The following is a 22,082-nucleotide window of genomic DNA, read 5'->3' on the forward strand; positions in this document are numbered from 1 at the left end:
GCATTGTCTCTGATGGAGCTAGCGCGATGCCGAGACAACTCAACATCCGCAGCGACGAGGCTGTCGAGACGGCCAAGCGCATTGCGGAGCGCCATGGTCTGACCACCACCGAGGTGGTGGTTCGTGCGCTGCGCCGCATGGAAGCAGCCAGCGACGAGGCGGTGCGTCCTGCCGATCTCTCGCCGCGCCAGAAAGACCTGTACGAGCGTCTCGCCGAGTTCGGCCGCAAGGCGCGGGAGGCGTCTCCGGACGCCACATCGGACCATGGCGATTTCTATGGAGACGATGGCGCGCCAAGATGATCGCCGTCGATACCTCGGTTCTGATCGCGACCTTTATCAACGAGCCGGACGCGGATCGCTACCGCGCCCTGCTCGTCGGATCGCGCTGCATCATCGGAGCCCCCACCTTGTTCGAAACCCATCTCGTGCTCCGGGGAAAGAACTATCCCTATACTCTGGAAGCGGTGGACCTTTGGCTGGCGGAAGGCGATGTGACGGTCATTCCCTTCGACAGGCGGCATATGGCGCTCACACGCACCGCCTTCGACCGCTTCGGCAGGGGCCGCCACCCGGCGGGCTTGAACTTCGGCGACTGCATGGCCTATGCCGTGGCCAAGGCGCATGACGTGCCCCTCCTCTTCAAGGGGGATGACTTCTCCCGCACCGACGTGCGCCGCCCGCCCGTCTGAGGTGCCCTGCCGGTTCACAGGTCCATGGCTTCCTCCGAGAGCGCTTCCTTCCAAGCCTCGTCCGACGCGCCGGCGCTGAAGACGCCGGCCTTCGCCGATTTCCGTCGCATCGTCATCAAGGTGGGCTCCGCCTTGCTGGTGGATCGCGCGGAGGGGCGGGTGCGTCTGGCCTGGCTCACCTCGCTGGTGGAGGACATCGCCGCTCTGCATGCGCGCGGCTGCGAGGTGCTGGTGGTCTCCTCCGGCGCCATCGCGCTGGGGCGCACGGTGCTCGGCCTGCCGGCGGGTGCGCTCAAGCTGGAGGACAGCCAGGCCGCCGCCGCCGTGGGCCAGATCGCCCTGTCGCGCACCTGGGCCGAGATCCTCGGCCATTACGGCATCACCGCCGGACAGGTGCTGCTGACGCTCGGCGACACCGAGGAGCGCCGCCGCTATCTCAACGCCCGCTCCACCCTGGGCCGGCTGATGGAATTGCGCGCGGTGCCCATCATCAACGAGAACGACACGGTGGCCACCACCGAGATCCGCTACGGCGACAACGACCGCCTGGCCGCCCGCGTCGCCACCATGGCGAGCGCCGATTTGCTGGTGCTGCTCTCCGACATCGACGGTCTCTACACCGCCCCGCCGGCGCAGGACCCCAACGCCACCCTCATCCCCGTGGTGGCGCGCATCGGGGCGGAGATCGAGGCCATCGCCGGCGATGCCGGCTCGGAACTCTCGCGCGGCGGCATGCGCACCAAGATCGAGGCGGGCAAGATCGCCACCTCCGCCGGCACCCACATGGTCATCGCCTCCGGACACGTGAAGAACCCCCTCAAGCGCATCATGGAGGGCGGCCGCTGCACCTGGTTCCTCACGGCGGCCAATCCCGTGCGCGCCCGCAAGAGCTGGATCGCCGGGGCGCTGGAGCCGCGCGGCACGCTGCATCTGGACGACGGGGCGGTGGCGGCGCTGCGGCGCGGGGCGAGCCTTCTGCCGGCGGGCGTGAAGCGCATCGAGGGCCTGTTCGACCGCGGCGATGCGGTGGTGCTGCGTGGTCCGGACGGGGCGGAGGTGGGGCGCGGGCTGGTGGCCTACGATTCCACCCACGCCAGCCGCATCATGGGCCGCCCCACCTCGGAGATCGAGGCGCTGCTCGGCGTGAAGGGTCGCTCCGAGATGGTGCACCGGGACGATCTGGTGCTGGGAGTGGAGTGAGGGACTGTCCGGCGCCTCGGTCGCCCCGGATGCCGTTACGTGATCGGCAAGTTGCCGCACGCCCCTGCGCTCGACAGGTTGCGCCTCCTCCAATACCGGTTGTGCCCGCGACGGTTGAGGGGGCCGGCTGTCGCATGCCTTGATCAGCCGCCTCTGCGTCGAGAGCGGCCATGCACGATGAAAAGCTTCCGGTTTTCGGGACGGTGAAGCTCGCGCTGCTCTGGGGCGTCTTCGTCGTGAGGCGGCACTGGCTGATCATCCTGATCTTCGCCTTGCCTCTTGTGGCCATATCCTTCGCCGAGAGGGTGGTGGTGGAGCAAGAGCAGGTGGCGAGCTGGCACTTTGGCTTGCTGTCGCTAGCCCAGTGGGTCCTGCTGAGCCTGCTCTCCATCGTGCTTGCGCTGGTGACGCACAACGAGGTCCTGCGCGGGCCGGCCGGCCTGAATGTGCAGACGCTGGGGTGGGGGGCGGGGCGCGTTGTCGGGTATGCCGTCGACTCCCTGGTGCTTATGCTTTTTGGCGCGCTGGTGATTTTTCCCCTGATCTTCGCTGTCATGGGGGTGACCAGTCTGCTCCGGCAATTTGCCCCCCCGCTCGCGCCGGACGCGCTGATCATCCTGCTGATTCTTGGGGCGTGGCTGGCCGCCGTCTTCGTTAGCCTTCGCCTCATGCTTCGCCTGCCCTCCCGCGCGCTGGGGCAGCCCATAAAGTGGCGCGAGGCTTGGCGCCTTGGGCGAGGCAATTCGGTACGCCTTCTCGGCATCCACGCAATTTTGTTTTTCGCGATGGTTGCCACGGCGGTGGTCGTGATGGCGATTCAGTATCTGGCGTCGATGCTGGGGTTTGCGGACCTGGACGGGGAGACCCTAACGGTTCAGTCGCGGGTGCCCATTCAAGGGCAGTGGAGCTTTATCGCGAACGCGACCGTGAGCTTGGCCGGTGGATCCATATTCTCCGTCTGGACCGCTGTGTTTGCGTTGCTTGGAAATGTCCTGATTCTGGCCGAGTTGGTCTTTTTCTTCGCCTTGTGGTCCTTGGTCTATGCGGAGCTGGAGCGGATACAGGATGCGCGCACGCCACAGACGGTCGGTTCGCGCTTCTATTTTGACCCAAACGAGCCACCCGAAGACTTCTGACCCCCCGTGCGCACCTGTCGCACCCGCCGGGCGATGTGCTAGGGAGGAACCGAGCCCCCATATGAGGGCAAGTCCCTGTCGCGCTTTCGAGAGCTATCCTATGTCCACCGCCTCCGCCTTTCGCACCGATGCCGCCGCCACTGCGGGCCGGCCTGTGCCGCCGGCGGAGCTGGAGGGCGTGATGCTGGAGATGGGCAAGCGCGCCCGGGCGGCCTCCCGCAGCCTCGCGCTCGCCTTGCCCGAGGCGAAGACGCAGGCGCTCCAGGCCGCCGCCGCCGCCATCCGCGCCGCGGCGGGCGACATCCTTGCCGCCAATGACGCCGACGTGGCGAAGGCCAAGTCGGAGGGCATGACCGGCTCCTTCCTCGACCGTCTGACGCTCACCCCCGCCCGCATCGAATCCATGGCCGAGGGCGTGGAGCAGGTCGCCGCCTTGCCCGATCCCGTGGGCAAGGTGACTGAGCGCTGGACCCGCCCCAACGGCATGATCATCGAGCGCGTGCGCACGCCCCTCGGCGTCGTCGGCGTGATCTACGAGAGCCGCCCGAACGTGACGGCGGACGCCGCCGCTCTCTGCCTGCGCGCCGGCAATGCCGTGATCCTGCGCGGCGGGTCGGACAGCCTCGCCTCGTCGGGCGCCATCCACCGGGCCTTCGTCGCCGGCCTCAAGGCCGCGGGCCTGCCCGAGGATGCCGTGCAGTTCGTCGCGATGGCCGACCGCGCCGCGGTGGGCCACATGCTGGCCGGGCTCGGCAACACCGTGGACGTGATCGTGCCCCGCGGCGGCAAGAGCCTCGTGGCGCGGGTGCAGAGCGATGCACGGGTGCCGGTCTTCGCCCATCTCGACGGCATCAACCACGTCTATGTGGACAAGGCCGCCGACCTCGACATGGCCAAGACCGTGGTGCTGAACGCCAAGATGCGCCGCACGGGCGTCTGCGGCGCGGCCGAGACCCTGCTGGTGGATCGCGCGGTGGCGCAGAGCCATCTCGGGCCGCTGGTGGAGATGCTCATCGACGCCGGATGCGCGGTGCGCGGCGACGCGGCCGTCCAGGCTGTCGACGGACGGGTGACGCCCGCATCGCCCGAGGACTGGGACACCGAATATCTCGACGCCATCATCGCCGTGAAGCTGGTGGACGGCCTCGATGCGGCCATCGCCCATATCGAGGCCCACGGCTCCCACCACACCGACTGCATCGTCACCGACGATGCGGCGGCGGCGGAGCGGTTCCTCGCCGAGGTGGACAGCGCCATCGTGCTGCACAATGCCTCCACCCAGTTCGCCGATGGCGGGGAGTTCGGCTTCGGCGCGGAGATCGGCATCGCCACCGGGCGGATGCACGCCCGCGGCCCCGTGGGTGCCGAGCAGCTCACTTCCTTCAAGTACCGCATCCACGGATCGGGGCAGACCCGTCCGTGAACGGGCCCGACGGTGGCGCAGGTGCGTCCTGCGGGACGGTAACGGCCCGTGCAGCCCGGCGCCTTCCCTTTGTCACCGACGGGCTGCGCGTCGGCCTGTTCGGCGGCAGCTTCAATCCGGCCCACGGCGCGCACCGCGCGGCGAGCCTGCTGGCGCTGCGGCGGCTGCAGCTCGACCGGGTGTGGTGGCTCGTGACCCCCGGCAATCCGCTGAAGGACAACCGCGCCCTCCCGCCGCTCGAGGAACGCGTGGGCTTCGCCCGCGCGGTGGCGCGCCATCCCCGGATCGACGTGACCGGCTTCGAGGCGGCGCTCGGCGTGCGCTACAGCTACGAGACGCTGGCCTTCCTGGTGCGGCGCATGCCCAGCGTGCGTTTCGTCTGGATCATGGGAGCGGACAATCTGACCCGCTTCGACCGGTGGCAGCATTGGCGCGACATCGCCCGCCTGGTGCCCATCGCCGTGGTGGACCGGATGGGCGACAGCCTCGCCGCCACGTCCTCGCGGGCGGCCCAGGCGCTGGCGCGCTACCGCATCGACGAGAGCGACGCGGCCGTCCTCGCGGACCTTCCGCCGCCCGCCTGGGTATTTCTTCACGGGCTGAAATCCCCATTGTCTTCAACGGGAATCCGCGCCCAGCGAGGCCCCTCGGGGGGTGCCTCGGCGCCCTCCGGCCGTCACACTCCTTGAAAATTCGTTGATTTACCTGCATTCTATTGGGGTGCGACGGTTTGGACCGTTGCCTGAAGCGAGAGGATTTGGACCCCTGTCCACGACGGCACTTATGGCGGCCGCTGAGATGACGGCGCCCGCCACGGTCTCCGAGGCGCTCCCTGACGCGGCGGAGATTCTCGCCCTCGTCCAAGCCCGGCTGGAAGACGACAAGTCCGAGGACATCGTCTCCATCGACCTGCGCGGCAAGACCTCCATCGCCGACTTCATGGTGATCGCCTCCGGCCGCTCGCAGCGGCACGTGGGCGCCATTGCCGAGCACCTCATCGAGGCGCTGAAGGCGGCCGGGATCAAGCAGGTGCGCGTCGAGGGCCAGCCGGCCTGCGACTGGGTGCTCATCGACGCGAACGACGTGATCGTCCACGTCTTCCAGCCCGAGGTCCGCAACTTCTACAATATCGAGAAGATGTGGTCCGGGACGCCCCGCTCCTGAGGCGTTCCCGAAAGACGGGCCGGTAGACGACGTGCGCCTCGTCCTCGCCTGTGTCGGCCGGCTGAAAGCCGGAGCCGAGCGCGACCTCGTCACGCGCTATCTCGATCGCATCCGCCCTGCCGGCCGGCCCCTCGGGCTCAACGCCTGCGACATGATCGAAATCCCGGAATCCGCCGCCCGCCGTGCCGACGACCGCATGGCGGAGGAGGGCGCCGCCTTGCTTGCGGCGTTGCCGTCCGGGGCTGGCCTGATGGTGCTCGATCCGCGCGGCAAGTCCCTGTCGAGCCCGGATTTCGCCCGCCGCATCGCAGTGGAGCGGGACGGCGGACTGGCGGCGCTGGCCTTCGTCATCGGCGGCGCCGACGGGTTGGCGGAGGCGGTGCGAGCCCGGGCATCGGACCTCATCGCCTATGGCAGCGCCACCTTTCCCCACCAGCTGGTGCGGGTGATGCTGGCCGAGCAGATCTACCGCGCCGTCACCATACTGGCGGGCCACCCCTACCACCGGGCGTGAGCGTGCGCGGGGCTTCGGCGCCGCTCGCATTGACATCGGGGCCGCGGCCCCTTATCACCCCGGCTCGATCCATTCAGACGGGTGTCGATGGGCCGCGCGTCCTGCGCGCCGCGGTCGGCCCCGAGATTTGGCACCTAGCGAGTTTGTCATGAAGATCCGCAATTCCCTGAAGTCGCTGCTCGGGCGCCACCGCGACAACCGTCTCGTGCGCCGCAAGGGCCGCGTCTACATCATCAACAAGACGCAGAAGCGCTATAAGGCCCGCCAGGGCTGAGCGCTGCGCGGGCGGCGTCGAACGGCGGGCCCGGCCGTCTTTTTCTCGATCGTGATCGATTGCGCCGGCCCGGACCACGTCCGCGGCCGGCGCATGTGTTGACGGCGTGGGCGTGCGGGCGGACACTTGCCCGATGATCGCCGAGGACACGCCCCCCATTCAGAACCCCGTCACCGCACCGCGCCCCCGCCGGGCCAAGGCTTCGGCCTTGTCCGGCCGTGGGCACCTGGGTGTGGCGCTCCTTGTTTCCGCGTTGTCGCTGGCCGCGCTCCCGGCCGGTGCGCTGGCCCAGACGGCACGCGGCGACAGGGGAACGACCCCGCAGGCCGGCCCCCAGCCGTCGGCCCCGGCGGAGGCGACACCCGCCCGCCCGCGCCTGCCGCGGGACAAGCGCACCCAGCTTGAGGGGCTGTTCGCCGCGCTGAAGGTGGCGCCCGACGAGCGCAGCGCCAAGATGATCGCCGACCGGCTCGACCAGATCTTCTCCGAATCCGGCAGCCCGAGCGCCGATGTGCTCATGGCCCGCGCCAATGCGGCGGCGGAGGCGAAGGAATACGACCTCGCGCTCCGGCTCCTCGACCAGGTGGTGGAAATCGAGCCCGACTATCTCGGGGCGCTGAGCAAGCGGGCCACCATCTTCTATATGCGCGACGATTACGGCGCCGCCCTTGCCGATATCCGCGAGGTGCTGGCCCGCGAGCCGCGGCATTACGCCATGCTCTATGGCCTCGCCCTGATCTTTCGCGAGATCGGCGACGACAAGCGCGCGCTGGTGGCGGTGCGCCAGGCGCTGGCGGTCAATCCGCGCCTTGATGGAGCCGAGGAGATGGAGCGTCAGCTGGCCATCAAGGTGGAGGGACGCGGGATCTGACGCGTGGCGTCAGGGCCGCTTCGGCGCCGCAGGCGGCAGGGGCGCGTTGGCCTGCGAAGGCTTGCTCTGGCTCGATTCGGTGAGCTGCACCGTCCACGCCTTCTGCTCGCGCGTGTCCACCTCGAAGAAGCCGGTGCGGTCGAAGCCGCGGGCCAGGCAGTCCTCCGCGCCCTTGATGGTGAATTCCTTTTCCCGCGTGCACATGTAGGCCTTGCCCGCCCACTCCCCACCCTGGTCGTAATCCACCGCGTAGAGGTAATAAAAGCGGGACATGAGCTCGCCGCGCATCAGCGTCTCGCAGCTGTTGGCAGCGACGTTCCACCAGCCTTCCGTGGACCAGCTCTCGCCGTCCTTGTAGCCGAGCGCGACGCCGATGCGGCTCTGGGTGCGGTTGCACAGGCGGAACTCGGCCGCCGCGATATCCGGGAAGGCTGCAAACGCGAGAGTGAGGACCGAGGCGAACAGCAGCGCGCCGGACACGGCCCGTCGCATGGGCGTGGGCGGCCGTTCGCCAGAAAGGGCGCGGGGTCTGCCGTCGATTCCGTCGAGCGTGGCGGCGAAGGGCATGTCGAAAAGCTGTGTGCCTCCCCGGCGCAGGTCCGTCAATGCCCGCCCCCCGGGGCGGCGGATGCCGGGCGCCCTTGTCGCCCCCGATCGGGGCGGGAGCGCGGCCGGGCAACGGCGAGGCCGGCGAGGATCAGCGCGCCGCCCGCCGCCTGAAGCAGGCTGACCGGCTCCCCCAGCAGCAGCGCGCCAAGGGCGGCGGCCGAAACCACCTCCAGGAAGAAGACCAGTGCGCCGAAGGCCGGCGGAACGGCGGCCATTCCCACCGCCATCAGCCCCTGCCCGCCCACCTGGGATACCAGGGCCAGCGCCACCAGCGCCATCACCCCCTGCGGGCTGGCCGGCCACAAGGTCGGCTCGGTGAAAAGCGCGATCACCAGAAGGATCGCTGCAGTCGCGGCCGTGGACACGAAGGTGACGGCCGCCGCCCCGCGGCTCACCCGCGCCCGGCTGACGGCGAGGAAATAGCCGGCGAAGAACAGGGCGGTGACGAGCCCTGCCGCATCGCCGGCCAACTGCGCCGGCTCGAACTGCCAGGAGCGGCCCACCAGCAGCACCGCCCCGGCGACGCACAGGCCGAGCCCGGCGAGGCCGGCCGGGGACACTTTCTGGCGCAGGACCAGCACCGCGAAGGCGGTGATCCAGACGGGCGATGTGGTGGCGAACACGGTGGCGTTGGCGACGCTGGTGCCAAGGATGGCGAGATGCCAGAACACGAGATCGCCGGCGAAGAAGCCGCCGGCGAGGAGCGAACGGCGGTCCGGCCGAAAGGCGCCGGATCCCTCGGCGAAGCCCGCCCATATGGCCAGCACCGGTAAGGCGAGGGCGGCGCGCCAGAAGGCGCTGGCGAAGGGTCCCACGTCCGCCTGCCGGACGAACAGGACGCTGGCGCCCATGGCGAGCGCCCCAAGGGCGAGGGTCAGGGTACCGGCGGCGAGCTGCGCGGAGGGGGTGCGGCTCAAAGCGAGCCCGCCCGGAGCCCCGCAGCCTCGCGGCAGGGGTGGAAAGCGGGGACGCATCCTTGACGCGGGGCGCCCGGGCCGCCTCTATCAGCGTTCGCTCCGGGGCCGTGGAGGCCCCACCCGTCGCACCGCGCCGAAGCAGGCGCATGACCGGGGCGGCCCGGCTCCGTCCGGGGCGCGCCAGAATTCAAGGAGACCGGCCAGGTGGCTGAGGACGTGTCGGATGCCCCCGCGGGCTTTGCCAAGGAACAGCTGAAGTCCTTCATTGAGCGCATCGAGCGGCTCGAGGAAGAGAAGAAGGCCATCGCCGACGATATCAAGGACGTGTTCGCGGAGGCCAAGGCCAACGGGTTCGACGTGAAGGCGCTGCGCACCATCCTGAAGATCCGCAAGGAGGATGCCGACGAGCGCAAGGAGCACGAGGCCATCGTCGATCTCTATATGCAGGCTTTGGGCATCCACGTCTGAGCGTGGCGGGCGATCGCCCGCCGGCCCCGGTGGCGGGGCTCACATGCGCTGGGTGTAGGCCACCGGCGGAGCGCGGAAGACGTAGGTCGGCAGGTCGGCGACGGCGGTGCCGCCGAACCGCGACTTCAGGCCGAAGGAGCCGTCCCGCGAGAAGGCGGCGGCGACCACCTCGCGCGGCGGGGCCATGAATACCGCCAGCTGGCGCATCTCCGGCACCCGCAGATAAAGCTCGTGGGACAGGCTGGGCGACAGGAACAGCCGGCCGAACGCGATTTCGGACAGCTTGCGCTGGCGCGCGCCGGCGTTGGGTGTGGTGGCTGCCGCCATGTGCGTCTGCACCGGAGCCGGGGCCGCGCCCTGACCCATCAGCCCGCCGGTGAGCGTGCTGCGCTGCTGGGCGAGGGGGCCTTCCGACGCATAGGAGAGGCTCGGCGCGGCGATGCCCGTCTCGGTGCCGGTGGTGATGAGGGACGGCAGCGGCGCGGCGGGCGCCTGGGGCGCGAGGCTGGCAACGCGGGTGCCGACGTCGGCCGGGCGGGGCAGCGGCAGGGGCGCGCCGAGCGGCGGCACAAGGCCGCCGCGCGTGGCCTGGGCGGTGACCATCGCGCCGGCCATCAGCTCGGCCGGCCGCGCGGGCGGGATGGGCATGGCCGCCGCCGACGCGGTGCGCACCGCGCGGGCGGCATCGCCGGAGGCAGGCGCGGCGGGAGTTGAGGCCGCGGTAGCGGGGCTCTCGCTGCCCTCGTCGTCGTCCGCGTCCTTCTTTCCGAAGAGGCCGGCGAAGAAGGTCTTCACGCCCTTGCCGCCGTCGGCCACGGCGACGCCGGGCTTGGAGCCGCGGGCCTGAACCTCGGCGAGCGCGGCGTTGTAGTTGGAGAGGGGGCGCCCGTCGGAGGGCACGTGGACGGTCTTGCCGTCGGGGAAGACGCGGGCCAGCTGGTCGTGGCTCATGCGCGGCCAGTGGCGGATGCTGCCCGTGTCCATGTGGACGAAGGGCGAGCCGGAGGTCGGATAGAAGCCGACGCCGCCGCGCTGGAGCCGCAGGCCGGCGGCGCGCAGGTCGGCCAAGTTTACCCCGGGAATGTAGAAATCCATGGCCTTGCCCAGCATGTGCTGGGAAAACTTCGCGACGCCGCTGGAGCGGGCGCGCAGCATGGAATTGGTCTCGGGCGAACGATAGGACGAGACGATCTGGATCGGCGCGGTGGCGTCGACCTCGCGATACACCTCCCAGACGATGTCGAACAGCTGGGGGTCCATCTCGGTGGACTTCTGGTTGCGCCAGTCGCGCAGGAAATGGTTCAGCTCGGCGAGGCCCTGAGGATCGTAGCGGCCGTTCTTCTTGAAGGTGAAGCTGCCGCTCTCGCCGGAATGGGTGTGGTGCAGGGTGATGGTGCGGGTGTCGCCGTTGGCGACCGCATTCTGCAGCGAAGTGGTGCCGGCTAGGACCAGGGTGGTACCGATGGCGACGGCCCGCAGTGCCGGCAGTTCCGCGCCGCGCCGGCAGAAGCGGCGCAGGGATCGGACGGTTTGAAGCGCGGTGCGGATGGGCAATGTCGCGAACCCGAGGCTCAGATTTCAAGGACCTCGCGACGGTGTTGCCGCGAAGCGATGGAGACGGAGTCTTGTCGGGTTCGGTTAAGGGTGCGTTGACACCCAGCTCCCCCTGATCCCTTGGGCGGGGTTTGTTCCCGCTTTCAGGTCACGGTCCCGTGATTAGCCGGGGAGTGTGGCAAAAACGTGCCGGAGCTTGCTCGTGCCTGTGGCCAAGGTGCATCAGGCAAGGCGCTGCCGGCTGTGGAAAGTGCGCATGGATCGCGGCGTGACGCCGCAGATGACGCGCGGCGCGGATTCTAAGTCATTGAAATTACGGCAGCGCCCTGCTGGGGCGCTGCCGTGTTGCCTCAGCGGGCGCGAGGTGCGCTCTTGGGGGAGCCGTCGGCGATTCGCTGCTTGCCGTCGAGCCCCAGCTGCGCCTTGGTCTCGGCATTGATGCCGTAGATGTCCTCGCGCATCACCAGGCGGCCCGTGGGGTCCACCACGGCGTTGAAATACACGATGTGCACGGGGAAGCGCTGCTTCAGGTTCACATAGCGCTCCGAGCCGCCGAACAGCTTGGAGATGCGCTGCTCGGTCCAGTTGTCGCCCGGCAGGCCCATGTTGAAGATCACCTCGCCGAACTTCAGCGGCTCATAGACTCGCACGCAGCCGTGGCTGTAGGCGCGCCGGTCGTTCTGGAACAGCGCCTTGGACGGCGTGTCATGCAGATAGACCGAGTGGTCGTTGGGGAACATGAACTTGATGCGCCCGAGCGCGTTGCGCTCGCCCGGGTCCTGGCGGAAGGAATATCCGCCCGAGCCATTGGACACGACGCGGATGCCGCGCCGCGCCAGCGCGCCCGGATCGCTGCGCAACAGGGGCATCATCTCGTTGCGGGCGATGCTGGGCGGGATGTTCCAGGCCGGGTTCACCACGATGTAGACCATGTCGCGGGTCAGCAGCGGGGTCGGGGTGTCCGGCTTGCCCACGACCACGCGGGTCTCGTGGATCTGCCGGTCGTCCTGATAGATCCGCACCATGTACTCGGGAATGTTCACGAAGACATGCTTCTCGCCGAGGTCGCGCGGCAGCCAGCGCCAGCGCTCCATATTGGCGATCACGTCGTTCTTCAGGTTGCCGCCGCCCGGCGTGGCGCCGGCGTTCAGGGCGGCGAGGGTGGAGGGCCCGATGATCCCCGTGGCCTTCACCTTGGAAGAGTCCTGGAAGGCCTTCACCGCCTCGACCAGCCGCGGGTCATAGACGAGGTCGCTGTCCGAGGCGCCGGTGATGCCGAGGCGGGCACGCAGGGCGGGGATGCGCGGATCGCTGGCGCCGGGCTTGATCTGGGGACCGGCCGGAATGGCGGCGACGGCAGGCGCCTGGCCGTTGGCGCGGGCGAGCTGCGCTTTCAGGGCCTTGTAGCCGGCGTGGGGCGGGTTAAAGCCGGCGAGCGCCGCGTTGGCGTCCGCCGCATAGCCCACCTTGGCGAGGATGGCGGCCGGATCGGGAATCTCGCGCACCGGGGTCACCAGCGCTGAGATGCGGCCGGGATCGAAACGGCCGGACTGGGCGTGGCGCGCATAGGTCATGGCCGCGAGCGCGATGCGCATTTCGGTGCGGGCGAGGTCGGCAGGGCCGGCGCCGGCCTTCAGCGCGGGCACCGCATAGTCGGTCGGGTCCAGGCCGTCCTCGCCGGCTGCGCCGAGACGGGCGATCACCGCCTTGCCGCGGGCGTCAAGGCCGGTGGCAGAGACGAAGACGGGCAGGTTCTGACGTGCGCCGTAGAAGGCGACCAGCGCCTCCTGCTCCTTCTTGGAATTGGTCAGCGTTTCCGGTGTCGTCAGGAGGGTGGCGATGGCGTCGCCCACGGGCGCCAGCGGATCGGCGGCAACCGCCGCCGGAGCGGAGGTGGGCGGCGTCGAGGCCTGAGCCGGGGCTGGGCTGGAGGCGGGGGCCGCAGGGGCGCCGGCCTGGGACGGGGGAGCGGATGGGGCCGGCGTCTCGGCATGGGCAGGCGCGCCGGGACCATCGCCCGCCGCGTCCACGCCACCACGAATTGGTGCGGGCGCCGCGGCCGGGGCGCGCGGCGCGACGGGCGGCAGGGGGGTGGTGAGGGGAACAGAGGTTGAGCCGGTATCGCCTGTGCCCATGCCCGCATTGCTGGTGACGGGCGCGTCGGCCTGGCCGGCGGCGAGGGCTGGCGCGGCGGCCAGGGAGAAGCCCAGAAGTCCGGCGCCCATCAACCGGCACAGCGTGCCGGCAACCGTATCGTCTCGACGCGCCAACCGCATGGTCCTCTCCTCACCTCAACCCGCCTGTCGTGCCGTGCCGCGGCCGGCGGATCAACTCACAAGCTTGAGCGGAATCAGGCTTTTTGAACCCGAGTTACTCGGCAGCAACAAATTGTGCCGCTGACGGTTCCAACGGATGGTTCCCCTCTACCGCAGCCGATTCCATCTCGGCCAATTTTCGGTAAAGGGTCGAACGGCCGATGCCCAGACGGCGCGCCACCTCGGCCATGCGGCCGCCGTAGAGGTGGCAGGCGAAGCGGATGGCTTCGGCCTCGATCTGGTCGAGCCGCCGGCTGTGGCCGCCGGCGTCGAGCCGCATCACGGTTGCGGCATCGCTTGCCTCCGCCTCCGCCTGCACCTCGCGCTGCGCGGGAGCTGCGGGAAAGGCGACCACATTTCCACCGCCGGACGACGGCGCGAGGGCCGGCCGTATGCGGCCGAGCGCGATCGCATTGGCGAGAGCCACCTGGAGGCGCAGCGCCCCGGCGGGCTTCACCACGAAATCCCGCGCCCCGGCACCGAGCGCGCCGGCGGCGCCATCGAGGCCCGCGGCCGTGACCTGCACCACCACCGGCGTCGCAATGCCCCGCGCCGCCATGGCCGCGAGCACGCCCATGCCGTCCAGCTCGGGCAGGACAAGATCCAAAAGCACCACGTCGAAACGGGTCTGCACCATAAGAGCGAGGGCAGCGTCGCCGTTGGGCGCGCAGACGCAATGGTAGCCGAGGCGGGTAAGGGCGGCATCGAGGCGGCGTGCCTCGTCCGGGTCGTCCTCGACGAGCAGCAGGGAGTGAATCATGAGGGGATGGCGACTCGGTGCGGCAGGAGATTCGCCGCGAGCTTCGCCGGTGATGGTTAAGAAGACCTGATGGCCGTCCCGTTTCGGGTCAGGTGGAAGGCGCCTTCCGTCCGGGTCTGGACGGCGCGATATCCCGGCCGGCTTGCGGCGCGCGGCCATTGGGGTGATTTTGTCCGTCGACATCGGCGCGGAAGGCCAAAGCCCGGCGCCGCCCCGTTTGCGGAGGTTTCATGTTTCATCCTTTCACCGGCTCCACCGGTCACGTCCCGGCCGTCCGTTCGCACGATTTCGAAAGCGCCTTCGCCGCCGCCCGTCATGCTGCCCAGACCGCCGTCGCGGAGGCCACCGCCACGCCCGAGCGCCTGCCCGAATGGAATCTGGCCGACCTCTATTCCGGAATGGATTCGCCCGCGCTCGCCGCCGACCTGGAACGCACCGACGCCGAGTGCAAGGCGTTCGAGGAGACCTACAAGGGCAAGCTCGCAGACATGGTGGCCGCGTCCGGGGCCGGCGCCGCGCTGGCGGCCGCCGTGCAGCGCTACGAGGCGCTGGACGACCTCATCGGCCGCATCGCCTCCTACGGCAGCCTGATCTATGCCGGCGACACCTCCGATCCCGCCCGCGCCAAGTTCTACGGCGACATCCAGGAGCGCCTCACCGACGCCTCCACCCATCTCCTGTTCTTCACGCTGGAGCTGAACCGGCTGGAGGACCGGGCGCTGGAGTCCGCCATGGCCGACCCGGCGCTCGGCTATTACCGCCCGTGGATCGAGGATCTGAGGAAGGACAAGCCCTACCAGCTCGACGACAAGATCGAGCAGCTGTTCCACGAGAAGTCGAGCCCCTCGCGCAGCGCCTGGAGCCGGCTGTTCGACGAGACCATCTCCTCCCTGCGCTTCACCGTGGACGGGCAGGAGCTGGCCATCGAGCCAACGCTGAACCTCATGCAGGACCCGAAGGAGGAGGTGCGCCGCACCGCCGGCCTCGCCCTTGCCGACACCTTCGGCAAGAACCTGCGGCTGTTCACGCTCATCACCAACACGCTGGCGAAGGACAAGGAGATTTCCGACCGCTGGCGCGGCTTCCCGGACGTCGCCTCCGCCCGCCACCTGTCAAACCGGGTGGAGCAGGAGGTGGTGGACGCCATGGTGCAGGCGATCCGCGAGGCCTACCCCCGCCTCTCCCATCGCTATTACGCGCTCAAGGCCCGCTGGTTCGGCAAGGAGCGGCTGGAGTTCTGGGACCGCAACGCCCCGCTGCCCAAGGTGGAGAGCCGCGACATCGGCTGGGGCGAGGCGCGCGAGACCGTGCTCTCCGCCTACGGCGCCTTCTCGCCGCGCATGGCGGACATCGCCCGGACCTTCTTCGACAAGTCGTGGATCGACGCGCCGGTGCGCCCGGGCAAGTCGCCGGGGGCCTTCGCCCATCCCACCGTGCCCTCGGCCCATCCGTACGTGCTGCTCAACTACCAGGGCAAGCCGCGTGACGTGATGACCCTCGCCCACGAGCTCGGGCATGGCGTCCACCAGGTGCTCGCCGCCCGTCAGGGCGCGCTCATGGCGCCGACCCCGCTGACGCTGGCCGAGACCGCATCGGTGTTCGGCGAGATGCTGACCTTCCGCCGCCTCCTCAACGCGGCGGAGAGTCCGCGCGCCCGCCGGATCATGCTCGCCCAGAAGGTGGAGGACATGATCAACACGGTGGTCCGCCAGACCGCCTTCTACACTTTCGAGCGCCACGTCCACACCGAGCGCCGGCAGGGCGAACTGACCGCCGACAAGATCGGCGACATCTGGATGAACGTGCAGAGCGAAAGCCTCGGTCCGGCCATCCACCTGGGCGCGGGCTACGAGACCTTCTGGACCTACATCCCGCACTTCATCCACTCGCCCTTCTACGTCTACGCTTATGCCTTCGGCGATTGCCTCGTGAACTCGCTCTACGCGGTGTATGAGCACGCGGCCGACGGCTTCGCCGAGCGTTATCTCGACATGCTGGCGGCGGGCGGCACCAAGCACCATTCGGAACTGCTCGCCCCGTTCGGCCTCGACGCGCGGGATCCGGCCTTCTGGCAGACCGGCCTCTCGCTCATCGATGGCATGATCACCGAGCTGGAGGGCATGGAAGGCTGAGCGGCGCCAAGCGCGGCTTTACCACTCCTCAACCCTGTTCCTTGAGGATCGGTTCATGTCCCCACGGGCCGCACTGATCCTCGCCTCCCTCGCCGCCGCCCTCGCCTTTGGCGGGGCGGTGCCCATGGGGCGCGTCGCGGCGCAGCCCGCGCCGTCCGCGCCTTTGCCGCCGCCGGCGCCCAACCGCAGCGGCATAGACACCGACGCCCTGAAGTCCGACGTGAAGGGCACCGAGGAGGCCCAGCGCCGCCTGCGCGCCGATCTGGAGGCGGCGAAGGGCGACCGCGCCCGGCTCAACCAGCTGCTGCTGGAGAGCGCCGCCCGCACCCGCGCCGTGGAGCAGCAGCTGATCGACGTGGAGGGCCGTATCGCCGTGCTCGACCGCTCCGCCGCCGACCTGTCCGCCTCGCTCGCCAAGCGCCGCGGGGTTCTCGCCCAGGTTCTGGCCGCGCTGATGCGCATGGGCCGCGAGCCGCCGCCGGCCATCGTCATGCGTCCCGACGATGCCCTCGACGCCGTCCGCTCGGCCATCCTGCTCGGCGCGCTCCTGCCCGAGCTGAGGGTGGAAGCGGAGACGCTGGCCGCCGATCTCGCCGAACAGTCGCGGGTGCGGGCCGAGCTCGGTTCCGCGCGCGACAGCCTCACCGGCCTGCGTACCGCACTGGATGAGGACAGCCGCCGGCTTGCGGCTCTGGTGGGCGAGCGCCAGCGCCGGCAGGCCGAGGAGCATCCGGTGGCGGCCGGGGAGAAGGCGCAGGCCGACAGCGTCGCCCGCTCCACCTCGGACGTGCACGATCTCGTGACGAGGCTGGAGCAGGAGGTGGGTCCCGCTGCCCGCGCCGCCGACGCCGCGCAGGCGGTAACCCGGCCCGCCGAGCCGGGGCGGCCCGACCTCACCGCCCTCAAGGACCCCGCCCGGCTGACCCCGGCCATCGCCTTCGCCCAGGCTAAGGGCTTGCTGCCATTGCCTGTCGCCGGCGTGACGTTGCGGAATTTCGGTGCGTCAGACAGCGTCGGCGGCGCGGAGAAGGGATTGACCATCGCCACCCGCTCCGGCGCCCCGGTCAGCGCCCCAGCCGACGGCTGGGTGGTCTATGCCGGGCCGTTTCGCAGCTACGGACAACTCTTGATCATCAACGCGGGCGGCGGATACCATATCCTGATGGCAGGCATGGAACGGATCACCGTCGACCTCGGCCAGTTCGTCCTGGCGGGCGAGCCGGTGGGGGTGATGGGCGGCCTGTCCCGCACCGCGGCGACGAATGGGGCTCAGGCCCCCGCACGTGGCCCGGCCGCAGTCCCCGTATCGGTTTCGGCCACGGGACAGCCCCAATTGTATGTCGAGTTCCGCAAAGACGGGATCTCCATCGACCCCACGCCATGGTGGGCGGCAACGGACAGTCAGAAGGTACGTGGATAATGCGTCGGACGTCTCTCTTTCTTTTCGGCGTAGCGGCTGGCGCCCTTGTGGCTGTTGCAGCAGTGCAGCCCCGCGCGTTCCTCGGCACCGCGGCTGAAGCCGCGTCGTCGGATACCTATCGTCAGCTCAACCTGTTCGGCGACATCTTCGAGCGCGTGCGCTCGGACTATGTGGAGAAGCCGGACGACGCCAAGCTGATCGAGTCGGCCATCAACGGCATGCTCCAGTCGCTCGACCCGCATTCCTCCTACATGGACGCGAAGAACCACCGCGACATGCAGGTGCAGACCCGCGGCGAGTTCGGCGGCCTCGGCATCGAGGTCATCATGGAGGATGGCCTCGTCAAGGTGGTGACCCCCATGGAGGACACCCCGGCGAGCCGCGCCGGCGTGCTCTCGGGCGACCTCATCACCAAGCTCGACAACGACCAGGTCCAGGGCCTCACCCTGAACGAGGCGGTGGACAAGATGCGCGGGGCGGTGAACACCCCGATCACCCTGACCATCCTGCGCAAGGGCGTCGAGAAGCCCATTGAGATCAAGCTGGTGCGCGACACCATCAAGATCCAGACGGTGCGCTCGCGCATCGAGGCCGACGACATCGCCTATATCCGCCTGAACTCCTTCACCAACGAGCAGACCTACGAGGGCTTGAAGAAGGCCATCGACGATCTGACCGCGAAGATCGGGCCGGACAAGATCAAGGGCTACATTCTCGACCTGCGGAACAACCCCGGCGGCCTGCTCGACCAAGCGGTGGCGGTGTCCGACGCCTTCCTCGACCGCGGCGAGATCGTTTCCACCCGCGGCCGGAACGCCGAGGAAACCCAGCGCTTCAACGCCCGCGGCGGCGACCTCACCAAGGGCCGCCCGGTGATCGTGATGGTCAACGGCGGCTCCGCCTCCGCTTCGGAGATCGTCGCCGGCGCGCTGCAGGACCACAAGCGCGCGACCGTGCTCGGCTCGCGCACCTTCGGCAAGGCCTCGGTGCAGACCATCATCCCGCTCGGCCAGCAGGGCGCCCTGCGGCTCACCACCGCGCGCTACTACACCCCGTCGGGCCGCTCCATCCAGGCCAAGGGCATCGAGCCCGACATCGTCCTGGTGCAGGACCTGCCGGACGAGATGAAGCAGAAGCTCGGCGCCAACGCTGACACCACCCGCGGCGAAGCCTCGCTGAAGGGCCACCTGAAGAACGGCGAGGACGAGGCCACCGGCTCGCCGTCCTACGTCCCGCCGGATCCGAAGGACGACACCCAGCTGAAGCTCGCGGTCGAGCTGATGAAGGGCACCGTGAAGAACGCCGCCTTCCCGGCGACGCCGAACAAGGCCTCCCAGGCCAACTGACGGGCACAGGGCGCCGCCTGATCGCCGCGCTCCTGCCCACGATTTAGGCAAAAAGCCCCGTCCGGATGCCCGGGCGGGGCTTTTGTTTTTGCGCTCCCGCCTTGGCTGTGGCGCCCGGCCCGGTTGCGCCTCAGGTGGCATACGCCTTGCTCCGTCCCAGCCGCGCATCGCGCGTCTTTTCAGGAGCATCCGCCCGCCATGCAGGCCAACCGCAGATCTTTCATCGCCGGCGCTCTTTTCGCCGGCTCCCTGGCCCTGACCCTGTCGGCGGCCCCGGCCGCTGCGGAAGCGCTCGACGACATCATGAAGGCCGGCGTCATCAAGATCGCCGTGCCGCAGGACTTTCCGCCCTTCGGCTCCGTCGGCACCGATCTCACGCCGGTGGGCTATGACATCGACATGGCGAACCTCATCGCCAAGGGCCTCGGCGTGAAGGCCGAGCTGGTGCCCGTAACCAGCGCCAACCGCATCCCCTACCTGCAGACCAAGAAGGTCGACCTCGTCATCTCCAGCCTGGGCAAGAACCCGGACCGCGAGAAGGTCATCGACTTCTCGGTGGCCTATGCGCCCTTCTTCAACGGCATCTTCGGCCCGGCCGACGTGAAGGTGGAGAAGGTGGAGGACATCGCCGGCATGACGGTGGGTGTCACCCGCGGCTCCGTGGAGGATCTGGAGCTCACCAAGGTCGCCCCGCCCAGCGCCGAGATCAAGCGCTACGAGGACAACAATTCCACCATCGCGGCCTTCCTCTCAGGCCAGGTGAAGGTGGTGGCGACCGGGAACGTGGTGGCTGCCGCCATCCTTGCGCGCAACCCGCCGAAGAAGCCGATGGTGAAGGTGCTCATCAAGAACTCGCCCTGCTTCGTCGGCCTCAACAAGGACGAACCGAAGCTTCTGCAGAAGGTCAACGCCATCATCGCCGCGGCGAAGGCCGACGGATCGCTGGAGAAGATCTCCGAGAAGTGGCTCGGCGCGCCGCTGCCGAAGGACCTCTGAGGGCCGGAGGGTCGCGTTTCCCTCTCCCCCGCAGGAGAGGGGCGCCGGTGAAGAAGGCGCGAGCCTTGGGGGGACCAGCGGCACATGGCCTACAGCTTCGACTTCTCGTCCCTCGCCGACTACGGTCCGGTGATCGTGAAAGGCGTCGCCATCACGGTTGAGCTGATCGTCGTCGGCGGGGCGATCGGCACCGGTGTCGGCATCGCCTGCGCCTGGGCCAAGGCGCTGGGGCCGCGCTGGCTCAAGCCGATCGTGTCGGCCTATGTGGAGCTCATCCGCAACACGCCGTTCCTGATCCAGCTGTTCTTCATCTTCTTCGGCCTGCCGGCGATCGGCGTGGGGCTCACCGAGACGCAGGCGGCGATCCTCGCCATGGTGATCAATCTCGGCGCCTACGCCTGCGAGATCATCCGCGCCGGCATCGAGGCGACGCCGCGCGGCCAGTTCGAGGCCGGGGCGAGCCTCGCCATGAGCCCCATCCAGACCTTCCGCCACGTGGTGCTGGTGCCGGCGCTGCAGAAGATCTGGCCGGCGCTGACCTCGCAGATGGTCATCGTCATGTTCGGCTCGGCGGTGTGCTCGCAGATCTCGGTGGAGGAGCTTACCTTCGCCGCCAACTACATCCAGTCGCGCACCTTCCGCGCCTTCGAGGCCTATATCGTCGCGACCGTGCTCTACCTGGTGCTCGCGGTGCTGCTGCGCCAGCTCATGCGCGGCCTCGGGATGATCCTGTTTCCCCGGCGGAGGTCGGCGGCATGACGCAATTTTCCACCTGGGACATCGTCTCCAACCTGCTGCTGGCGGCCCGCTGGACGGTGCTGCTCTCCATCGTCGCCTTCGTCGGCGGTGGCATCGTCGGGCTGCTGGTGCTCTACTGCCGGATCGCCCGCAAGCCCTGGCTCCAGCGCGCGGCGGCGCTCTATATCGAGCTGTTCCAGGGCACGCCGCTGCTGATGCAGCTGTTCCTGATCTTCTTCGGCCTGCCGCTGCTCGGCATCGACGTGTCGCCCTGGGCGGCGGCCTTCGTCTCCCTCACCCTGTGGTCCTCGGCCTTCCTGGCGGAGATCTGGCGCGGCTGCGTGGAGTCGATCCCCAAGGGCCAGTGGGAGGCTTCCACCTCCCTCGCCATGACCTTCGTGGAGCAGTTGCGGTACGTCATCCTGCCCCAGGCCATGCGCATCGCCGTTCCACCGACGGTGGGCTTCTCGGTGCAGGTGGTGAAGGGCACGGCACTCACCTCCATCATCGGCTTCGTGGAGCTCTCCAAGGCCTCCACCATCATCACCAACGCGACGTTCGAGCCGTTCACCGTCTACGGCTTCGCCGCCCTCATCTATTTCGCGCTGTGCTGGCCTCTGTCGAAGAGCAGCCAGCTTCTCGAAAGGAAGCTGAATGTCGCTCATCACCATCACTGAGGTCAGGAAGAGCTTCGGCACCAACGAGGTGCTGAAGGGAATCAACCTCGACGTCGCCCAAGGCGAGGTCATCGCCATCATCGGCAAGTCGGGGTCGGGCAAATCCACCCTGCTGCGCTGCATCAACGGGCTGGAGACCATCAACGACGGCTCCATCACTGTCGCCGGTGCCCAGCTGCTGCCGGACGAGATCCATCTGCGCGCGCTGCGGCTGAAGGTCGGCATGATCTTCCAGGGCTTCAACCTGTTCCCCCACCTCACCGCCGGGCGCAACGTGATGCTCTCGCCCATGGTGGTGAAGAAGGTGTCGCAGAAGGAGGCGGAGGCGGAGGCCCGCGCCCGGCTCGAGCAGGTGGGCCTCGCCCACAAGTTCGACGCCTATCCCGACCAACTCTCCGGCGGCCAGCAGCAGCGCGTCGCCATCGCCCGTGCGCTCGCCATGAAGCCGCTGGCGCTGCTCTGCGACGAGATCACCTCCGCCCTCGACCCCGAGCTGGTGAACGAGGTGCTCGCCGTGGTGAAGTCCCTGGCGGAGCAGGGCATGACGCTGCTCATGGTGACCCATGAGATGCGCTTCGCCCGCGAGGTCTCCGACCGTGTGGTGTTCATGCACCTCGGCCGGGTGCACGAGATCGGCCCGCCGGAAGAAGTTTTCGCCAATCCCCGCACGCCCGAGCTGAAGCAGTTTCTCGGCCAGGGCTGAACTTTCGCGCTGCGCCGCGGCGGTATTAGATGTGGGCGGTGCGGCAATGCGGCCTAGGCGCCATGCTGCGGTCATGTTGCCGCCTTGATCTCCCTGTGTTAGGCACTCCGGGATTTCAACGGACGGGTTAAGCCCCCTCGCGAAGTCGCACAATAATATTCCCAACAGATCAAG

General features: G+C 69.0%; 23 protein-coding genes. 18 read left to right on the plus strand and 5 right to left on the minus strand.

Annotated features, from left to right (window positions below):
* The first annotated feature begins 26 nt into the window (after positions 1-26).
* The 10 genes from ABLE93_RS10995 to ABLE93_RS11040 all read left to right on the plus strand — a co-directional run bounded on the left by ABLE93_RS10995 (position 27) and on the right by ABLE93_RS11040 (position 7,273).
* Positions 27-302, plus strand: coding sequence for a type II toxin-antitoxin system VapB family antitoxin (locus ABLE93_RS10995; RefSeq protein ID WP_348839845.1), 276 nt, complete (start codon positions 27-29; stop codon positions 300-302).
* Positions 299-691 carry a type II toxin-antitoxin system VapC family toxin gene (locus ABLE93_RS11000; RefSeq protein ID WP_348839846.1) on the plus strand — a complete coding sequence of 131 codons (393 nt, stop codon included), beginning with the start codon at positions 299-301 and terminating at the stop codon, positions 689-691. Before ABLE93_RS10995 ends, ABLE93_RS11000 begins: the two co-directional genes overlap by 4 nt.
* Before the next feature lie 24 nt (positions 692-715).
* The gene (proB, locus tag ABLE93_RS11005; protein WP_348839847.1) at positions 716-1,891 is read left to right on the plus strand and encodes a glutamate 5-kinase; all 1,176 of its coding nucleotides are present in this window, start codon (positions 716-718) and stop codon (positions 1,889-1,891) included.
* A 170-nt stretch (positions 1,892-2,061) separates the two neighbouring features.
* A complete protein-coding gene (locus tag ABLE93_RS11010; protein WP_348839848.1) occupies positions 2,062-3,027 on the plus strand; it encodes a hypothetical protein in 966 nt (321 codons plus the stop codon).
* A gap of 181 nt (positions 3,028-3,208) precedes the next feature.
* Positions 3,209-4,450 (plus strand): glutamate-5-semialdehyde dehydrogenase, encoded by a 1,242-nt coding sequence (locus ABLE93_RS11015; protein WP_348840094.1) that lies wholly within the window; start codon positions 3,209-3,211, stop codon positions 4,448-4,450.
* Entirely contained in the window at positions 4,447-5,139 is a 693-nt protein-coding gene (locus ABLE93_RS11020) for a nicotinate-nucleotide adenylyltransferase (protein WP_348839849.1), read from the plus strand. Before ABLE93_RS11015 ends, ABLE93_RS11020 begins: the two co-directional genes overlap by 4 nt.
* Before the next feature lie 109 nt (positions 5,140-5,248).
* Entirely contained in the window at positions 5,249-5,614 is a 366-nt protein-coding gene (rsfS, locus tag ABLE93_RS11025) for a ribosome silencing factor (protein WP_348839850.1), read from the plus strand.
* Positions 5,615-5,645: 31 nt separating this feature from the next.
* The gene (gene rlmH / locus ABLE93_RS11030) at positions 5,646-6,128 is read left to right on the plus strand and encodes a 23S rRNA (pseudouridine(1915)-N(3))-methyltransferase RlmH (RefSeq protein WP_348839851.1); all 483 of its coding nucleotides are present in this window, start codon (positions 5,646-5,648) and stop codon (positions 6,126-6,128) included.
* A 148-nt stretch (positions 6,129-6,276) separates the two neighbouring features.
* Positions 6,277-6,402, plus strand: a complete 126-nt coding sequence (gene ykgO, locus ABLE93_RS11035; protein ID WP_012114086.1) for a type B 50S ribosomal protein L36 — start codon at positions 6,277-6,279, stop codon at positions 6,400-6,402.
* A 133-nt stretch (positions 6,403-6,535) separates the two neighbouring features.
* Positions 6,536-7,273 carry a tetratricopeptide repeat protein gene (locus tag ABLE93_RS11040; protein WP_348839852.1) on the plus strand — a complete coding sequence of 246 codons (738 nt, stop codon included), beginning with the start codon at positions 6,536-6,538 and terminating at the stop codon, positions 7,271-7,273.
* Between the two features lie 9 nt (positions 7,274-7,282).
* Here the strand turns inward: ABLE93_RS11040 and ABLE93_RS11045 are convergent, their stop codons facing one another.
* Together ABLE93_RS11045 and ABLE93_RS11050 are read right to left on the minus strand one after the other, a co-directional pair.
* Entirely contained in the window at positions 7,283-7,840 is a 558-nt protein-coding gene (locus tag ABLE93_RS11045; RefSeq protein WP_510183010.1) for a DUF1036 domain-containing protein, read from the minus strand.
* Positions 7,841-7,875: 35 nt separating this feature from the next.
* Positions 7,876-8,799: a DMT family transporter gene (locus tag ABLE93_RS11050; RefSeq protein ID WP_348839853.1), complete on the minus strand. Its 924-nt coding sequence runs from the start codon at positions 8,797-8,799 to the stop codon at positions 7,876-7,878.
* 204 nt (positions 8,800-9,003) lie between these two features.
* Here ABLE93_RS11050 and ABLE93_RS11055 point away from each other — a divergent pair, with 204 nt between their 5' ends.
* Positions 9,004-9,267: a DUF2312 domain-containing protein gene (locus tag ABLE93_RS11055; RefSeq protein ID WP_348839854.1), complete on the plus strand. Its 264-nt coding sequence runs from the start codon at positions 9,004-9,006 to the stop codon at positions 9,265-9,267.
* Between the two features lie 39 nt (positions 9,268-9,306).
* Here ABLE93_RS11055 and mepK read toward each other — a convergent pair whose 3' ends face one another.
* The 3 genes from mepK to ABLE93_RS11070 form a co-directional block, all read right to left on the minus strand.
* Complete coding sequence (gene mepK / locus ABLE93_RS11060) at positions 9,307-10,821, minus strand: peptidoglycan L,D-endopeptidase MepK (protein WP_348839855.1); 1,515 nt, start codon at positions 10,819-10,821, stop codon at positions 9,307-9,309.
* A 350-nt stretch (positions 10,822-11,171) separates the two neighbouring features.
* A complete protein-coding gene (locus tag ABLE93_RS11065; RefSeq protein ID WP_348839856.1) occupies positions 11,172-13,097 on the minus strand; it encodes a L,D-transpeptidase family protein in 1,926 nt (641 codons plus the stop codon).
* A gap of 94 nt (positions 13,098-13,191) precedes the next feature.
* Positions 13,192-13,896 (minus strand): response regulator, encoded by a 705-nt coding sequence (locus ABLE93_RS11070; RefSeq protein WP_348839857.1) that lies wholly within the window; start codon positions 13,894-13,896, stop codon positions 13,192-13,194.
* Positions 13,897-14,126: 230 nt separating this feature from the next.
* On the opposite strand from ABLE93_RS11070, the gene ABLE93_RS11075 reads away from it, so the two are divergent.
* The 7 genes from ABLE93_RS11075 to ABLE93_RS11105 all read left to right on the plus strand — a co-directional run bounded on the left by ABLE93_RS11075 (position 14,127) and on the right by ABLE93_RS11105 (position 21,908).
* Complete coding sequence (locus ABLE93_RS11075) at positions 14,127-16,028, plus strand: M3 family oligoendopeptidase (protein WP_348839858.1); 1,902 nt, start codon at positions 14,127-14,129, stop codon at positions 16,026-16,028.
* 55 nt (positions 16,029-16,083) lie between these two features.
* Positions 16,084-17,448 carry a murein hydrolase activator EnvC family protein gene (locus ABLE93_RS11080; RefSeq protein ID WP_348839859.1) on the plus strand — a complete coding sequence of 455 codons (1,365 nt, stop codon included), beginning with the start codon at positions 16,084-16,086 and terminating at the stop codon, positions 17,446-17,448.
* A complete protein-coding gene (locus ABLE93_RS11085; protein ID WP_348840096.1) occupies positions 17,445-18,794 on the plus strand; it encodes a S41 family peptidase in 1,350 nt (449 codons plus the stop codon). The genes ABLE93_RS11080 and ABLE93_RS11085 overlap by 4 nt, the downstream gene beginning before the upstream one ends.
* 198 nt (positions 18,795-18,992) lie before the next feature.
* Positions 18,993-19,790: a transporter substrate-binding domain-containing protein gene (locus tag ABLE93_RS11090; RefSeq protein WP_348839860.1), complete on the plus strand. Its 798-nt coding sequence runs from the start codon at positions 18,993-18,995 to the stop codon at positions 19,788-19,790.
* An 84-nt stretch (positions 19,791-19,874) separates the two neighbouring features.
* Positions 19,875-20,549, plus strand: coding sequence for an amino acid ABC transporter permease (locus tag ABLE93_RS11095; RefSeq protein ID WP_348839861.1), 675 nt, complete (start codon positions 19,875-19,877; stop codon positions 20,547-20,549).
* Entirely contained in the window at positions 20,546-21,205 is a 660-nt protein-coding gene (locus tag ABLE93_RS11100; RefSeq protein WP_348839862.1) for an amino acid ABC transporter permease, read from the plus strand. The genes ABLE93_RS11095 and ABLE93_RS11100 overlap by 4 nt, the downstream gene beginning before the upstream one ends.
* Positions 21,183-21,908 (plus strand): amino acid ABC transporter ATP-binding protein, encoded by a 726-nt coding sequence (locus ABLE93_RS11105; RefSeq protein WP_348839863.1) that lies wholly within the window; start codon positions 21,183-21,185, stop codon positions 21,906-21,908. Before ABLE93_RS11100 ends, ABLE93_RS11105 begins: the two co-directional genes overlap by 23 nt.
* Positions 21,909-22,082 lie beyond the last annotated feature (174 nt).

The organism is Xanthobacter pollutisoli, from assembly GCF_040044995.1.
Classification (GTDB): Bacteria; Pseudomonadota; Alphaproteobacteria; order Rhizobiales; family Xanthobacteraceae; genus Xanthobacter.

Excerpts from the sequence above, each read along its gene's own strand:
- ABLE93_RS10995 (WP_348839845.1), top strand. The coding sequence starts at position 27 with ATGCCGAGACAACTCAACATCCGCAGCGACGAGGCTGTCGAGACGGCC.
- ABLE93_RS11000 (WP_348839846.1), top strand. The coding sequence starts at position 299 with ATGATCGCCGTCGATACCTCGGTTCTGATCGCGACCTTTATCAACGAG.
- proB (WP_348839847.1), top strand. The coding sequence starts at position 716 with ATGGCTTCCTCCGAGAGCGCTTCCTTCCAAGCCTCGTCCGACGCGCCG.
- ABLE93_RS11010 (WP_348839848.1), top strand. The coding sequence starts at position 2,062 with ATGCACGATGAAAAGCTTCCGGTTTTCGGGACGGTGAAGCTCGCGCTG.
- ABLE93_RS11015 (WP_348840094.1), top strand. The coding sequence starts at position 3,209 with ATGCTGGAGATGGGCAAGCGCGCCCGGGCGGCCTCCCGCAGCCTCGCG.
- rsfS (WP_348839850.1), top strand. The coding sequence starts at position 5,249 with ATGACGGCGCCCGCCACGGTCTCCGAGGCGCTCCCTGACGCGGCGGAG.
- ykgO (WP_012114086.1), top strand. The coding sequence starts at position 6,277 with ATGAAGATCCGCAATTCCCTGAAGTCGCTGCTCGGGCGCCACCGCGAC.
- ABLE93_RS11040 (WP_348839852.1), top strand. The coding sequence starts at position 6,536 with ATGATCGCCGAGGACACGCCCCCCATTCAGAACCCCGTCACCGCACCG.
- ABLE93_RS11045 (WP_510183010.1), bottom strand. The coding sequence starts at position 7,840 with ATGCCCTTCGCCGCCACGCTCGACGGAATCGACGGCAGACCCCGCGCC.
- ABLE93_RS11065 (WP_348839856.1), bottom strand. The coding sequence starts at position 13,097 with ATGCGGTTGGCGCGTCGAGACGATACGGTTGCCGGCACGCTGTGCCGG.
- ABLE93_RS11070 (WP_348839857.1), bottom strand. The coding sequence starts at position 13,896 with ATGATTCACTCCCTGCTGCTCGTCGAGGACGACCCGGACGAGGCACGC.
- ABLE93_RS11075 (WP_348839858.1), top strand. The coding sequence starts at position 14,127 with ATGTTTCATCCTTTCACCGGCTCCACCGGTCACGTCCCGGCCGTCCGT.
- ABLE93_RS11080 (WP_348839859.1), top strand. The coding sequence starts at position 16,084 with ATGTCCCCACGGGCCGCACTGATCCTCGCCTCCCTCGCCGCCGCCCTC.
- ABLE93_RS11090 (WP_348839860.1), top strand. The coding sequence starts at position 18,993 with ATGCAGGCCAACCGCAGATCTTTCATCGCCGGCGCTCTTTTCGCCGGC.
- ABLE93_RS11095 (WP_348839861.1), top strand. The coding sequence starts at position 19,875 with ATGGCCTACAGCTTCGACTTCTCGTCCCTCGCCGACTACGGTCCGGTG.
- ABLE93_RS11100 (WP_348839862.1), top strand. The coding sequence starts at position 20,546 with ATGACGCAATTTTCCACCTGGGACATCGTCTCCAACCTGCTGCTGGCG.
- ABLE93_RS11105 (WP_348839863.1), top strand. The coding sequence starts at position 21,183 with ATGTCGCTCATCACCATCACTGAGGTCAGGAAGAGCTTCGGCACCAAC.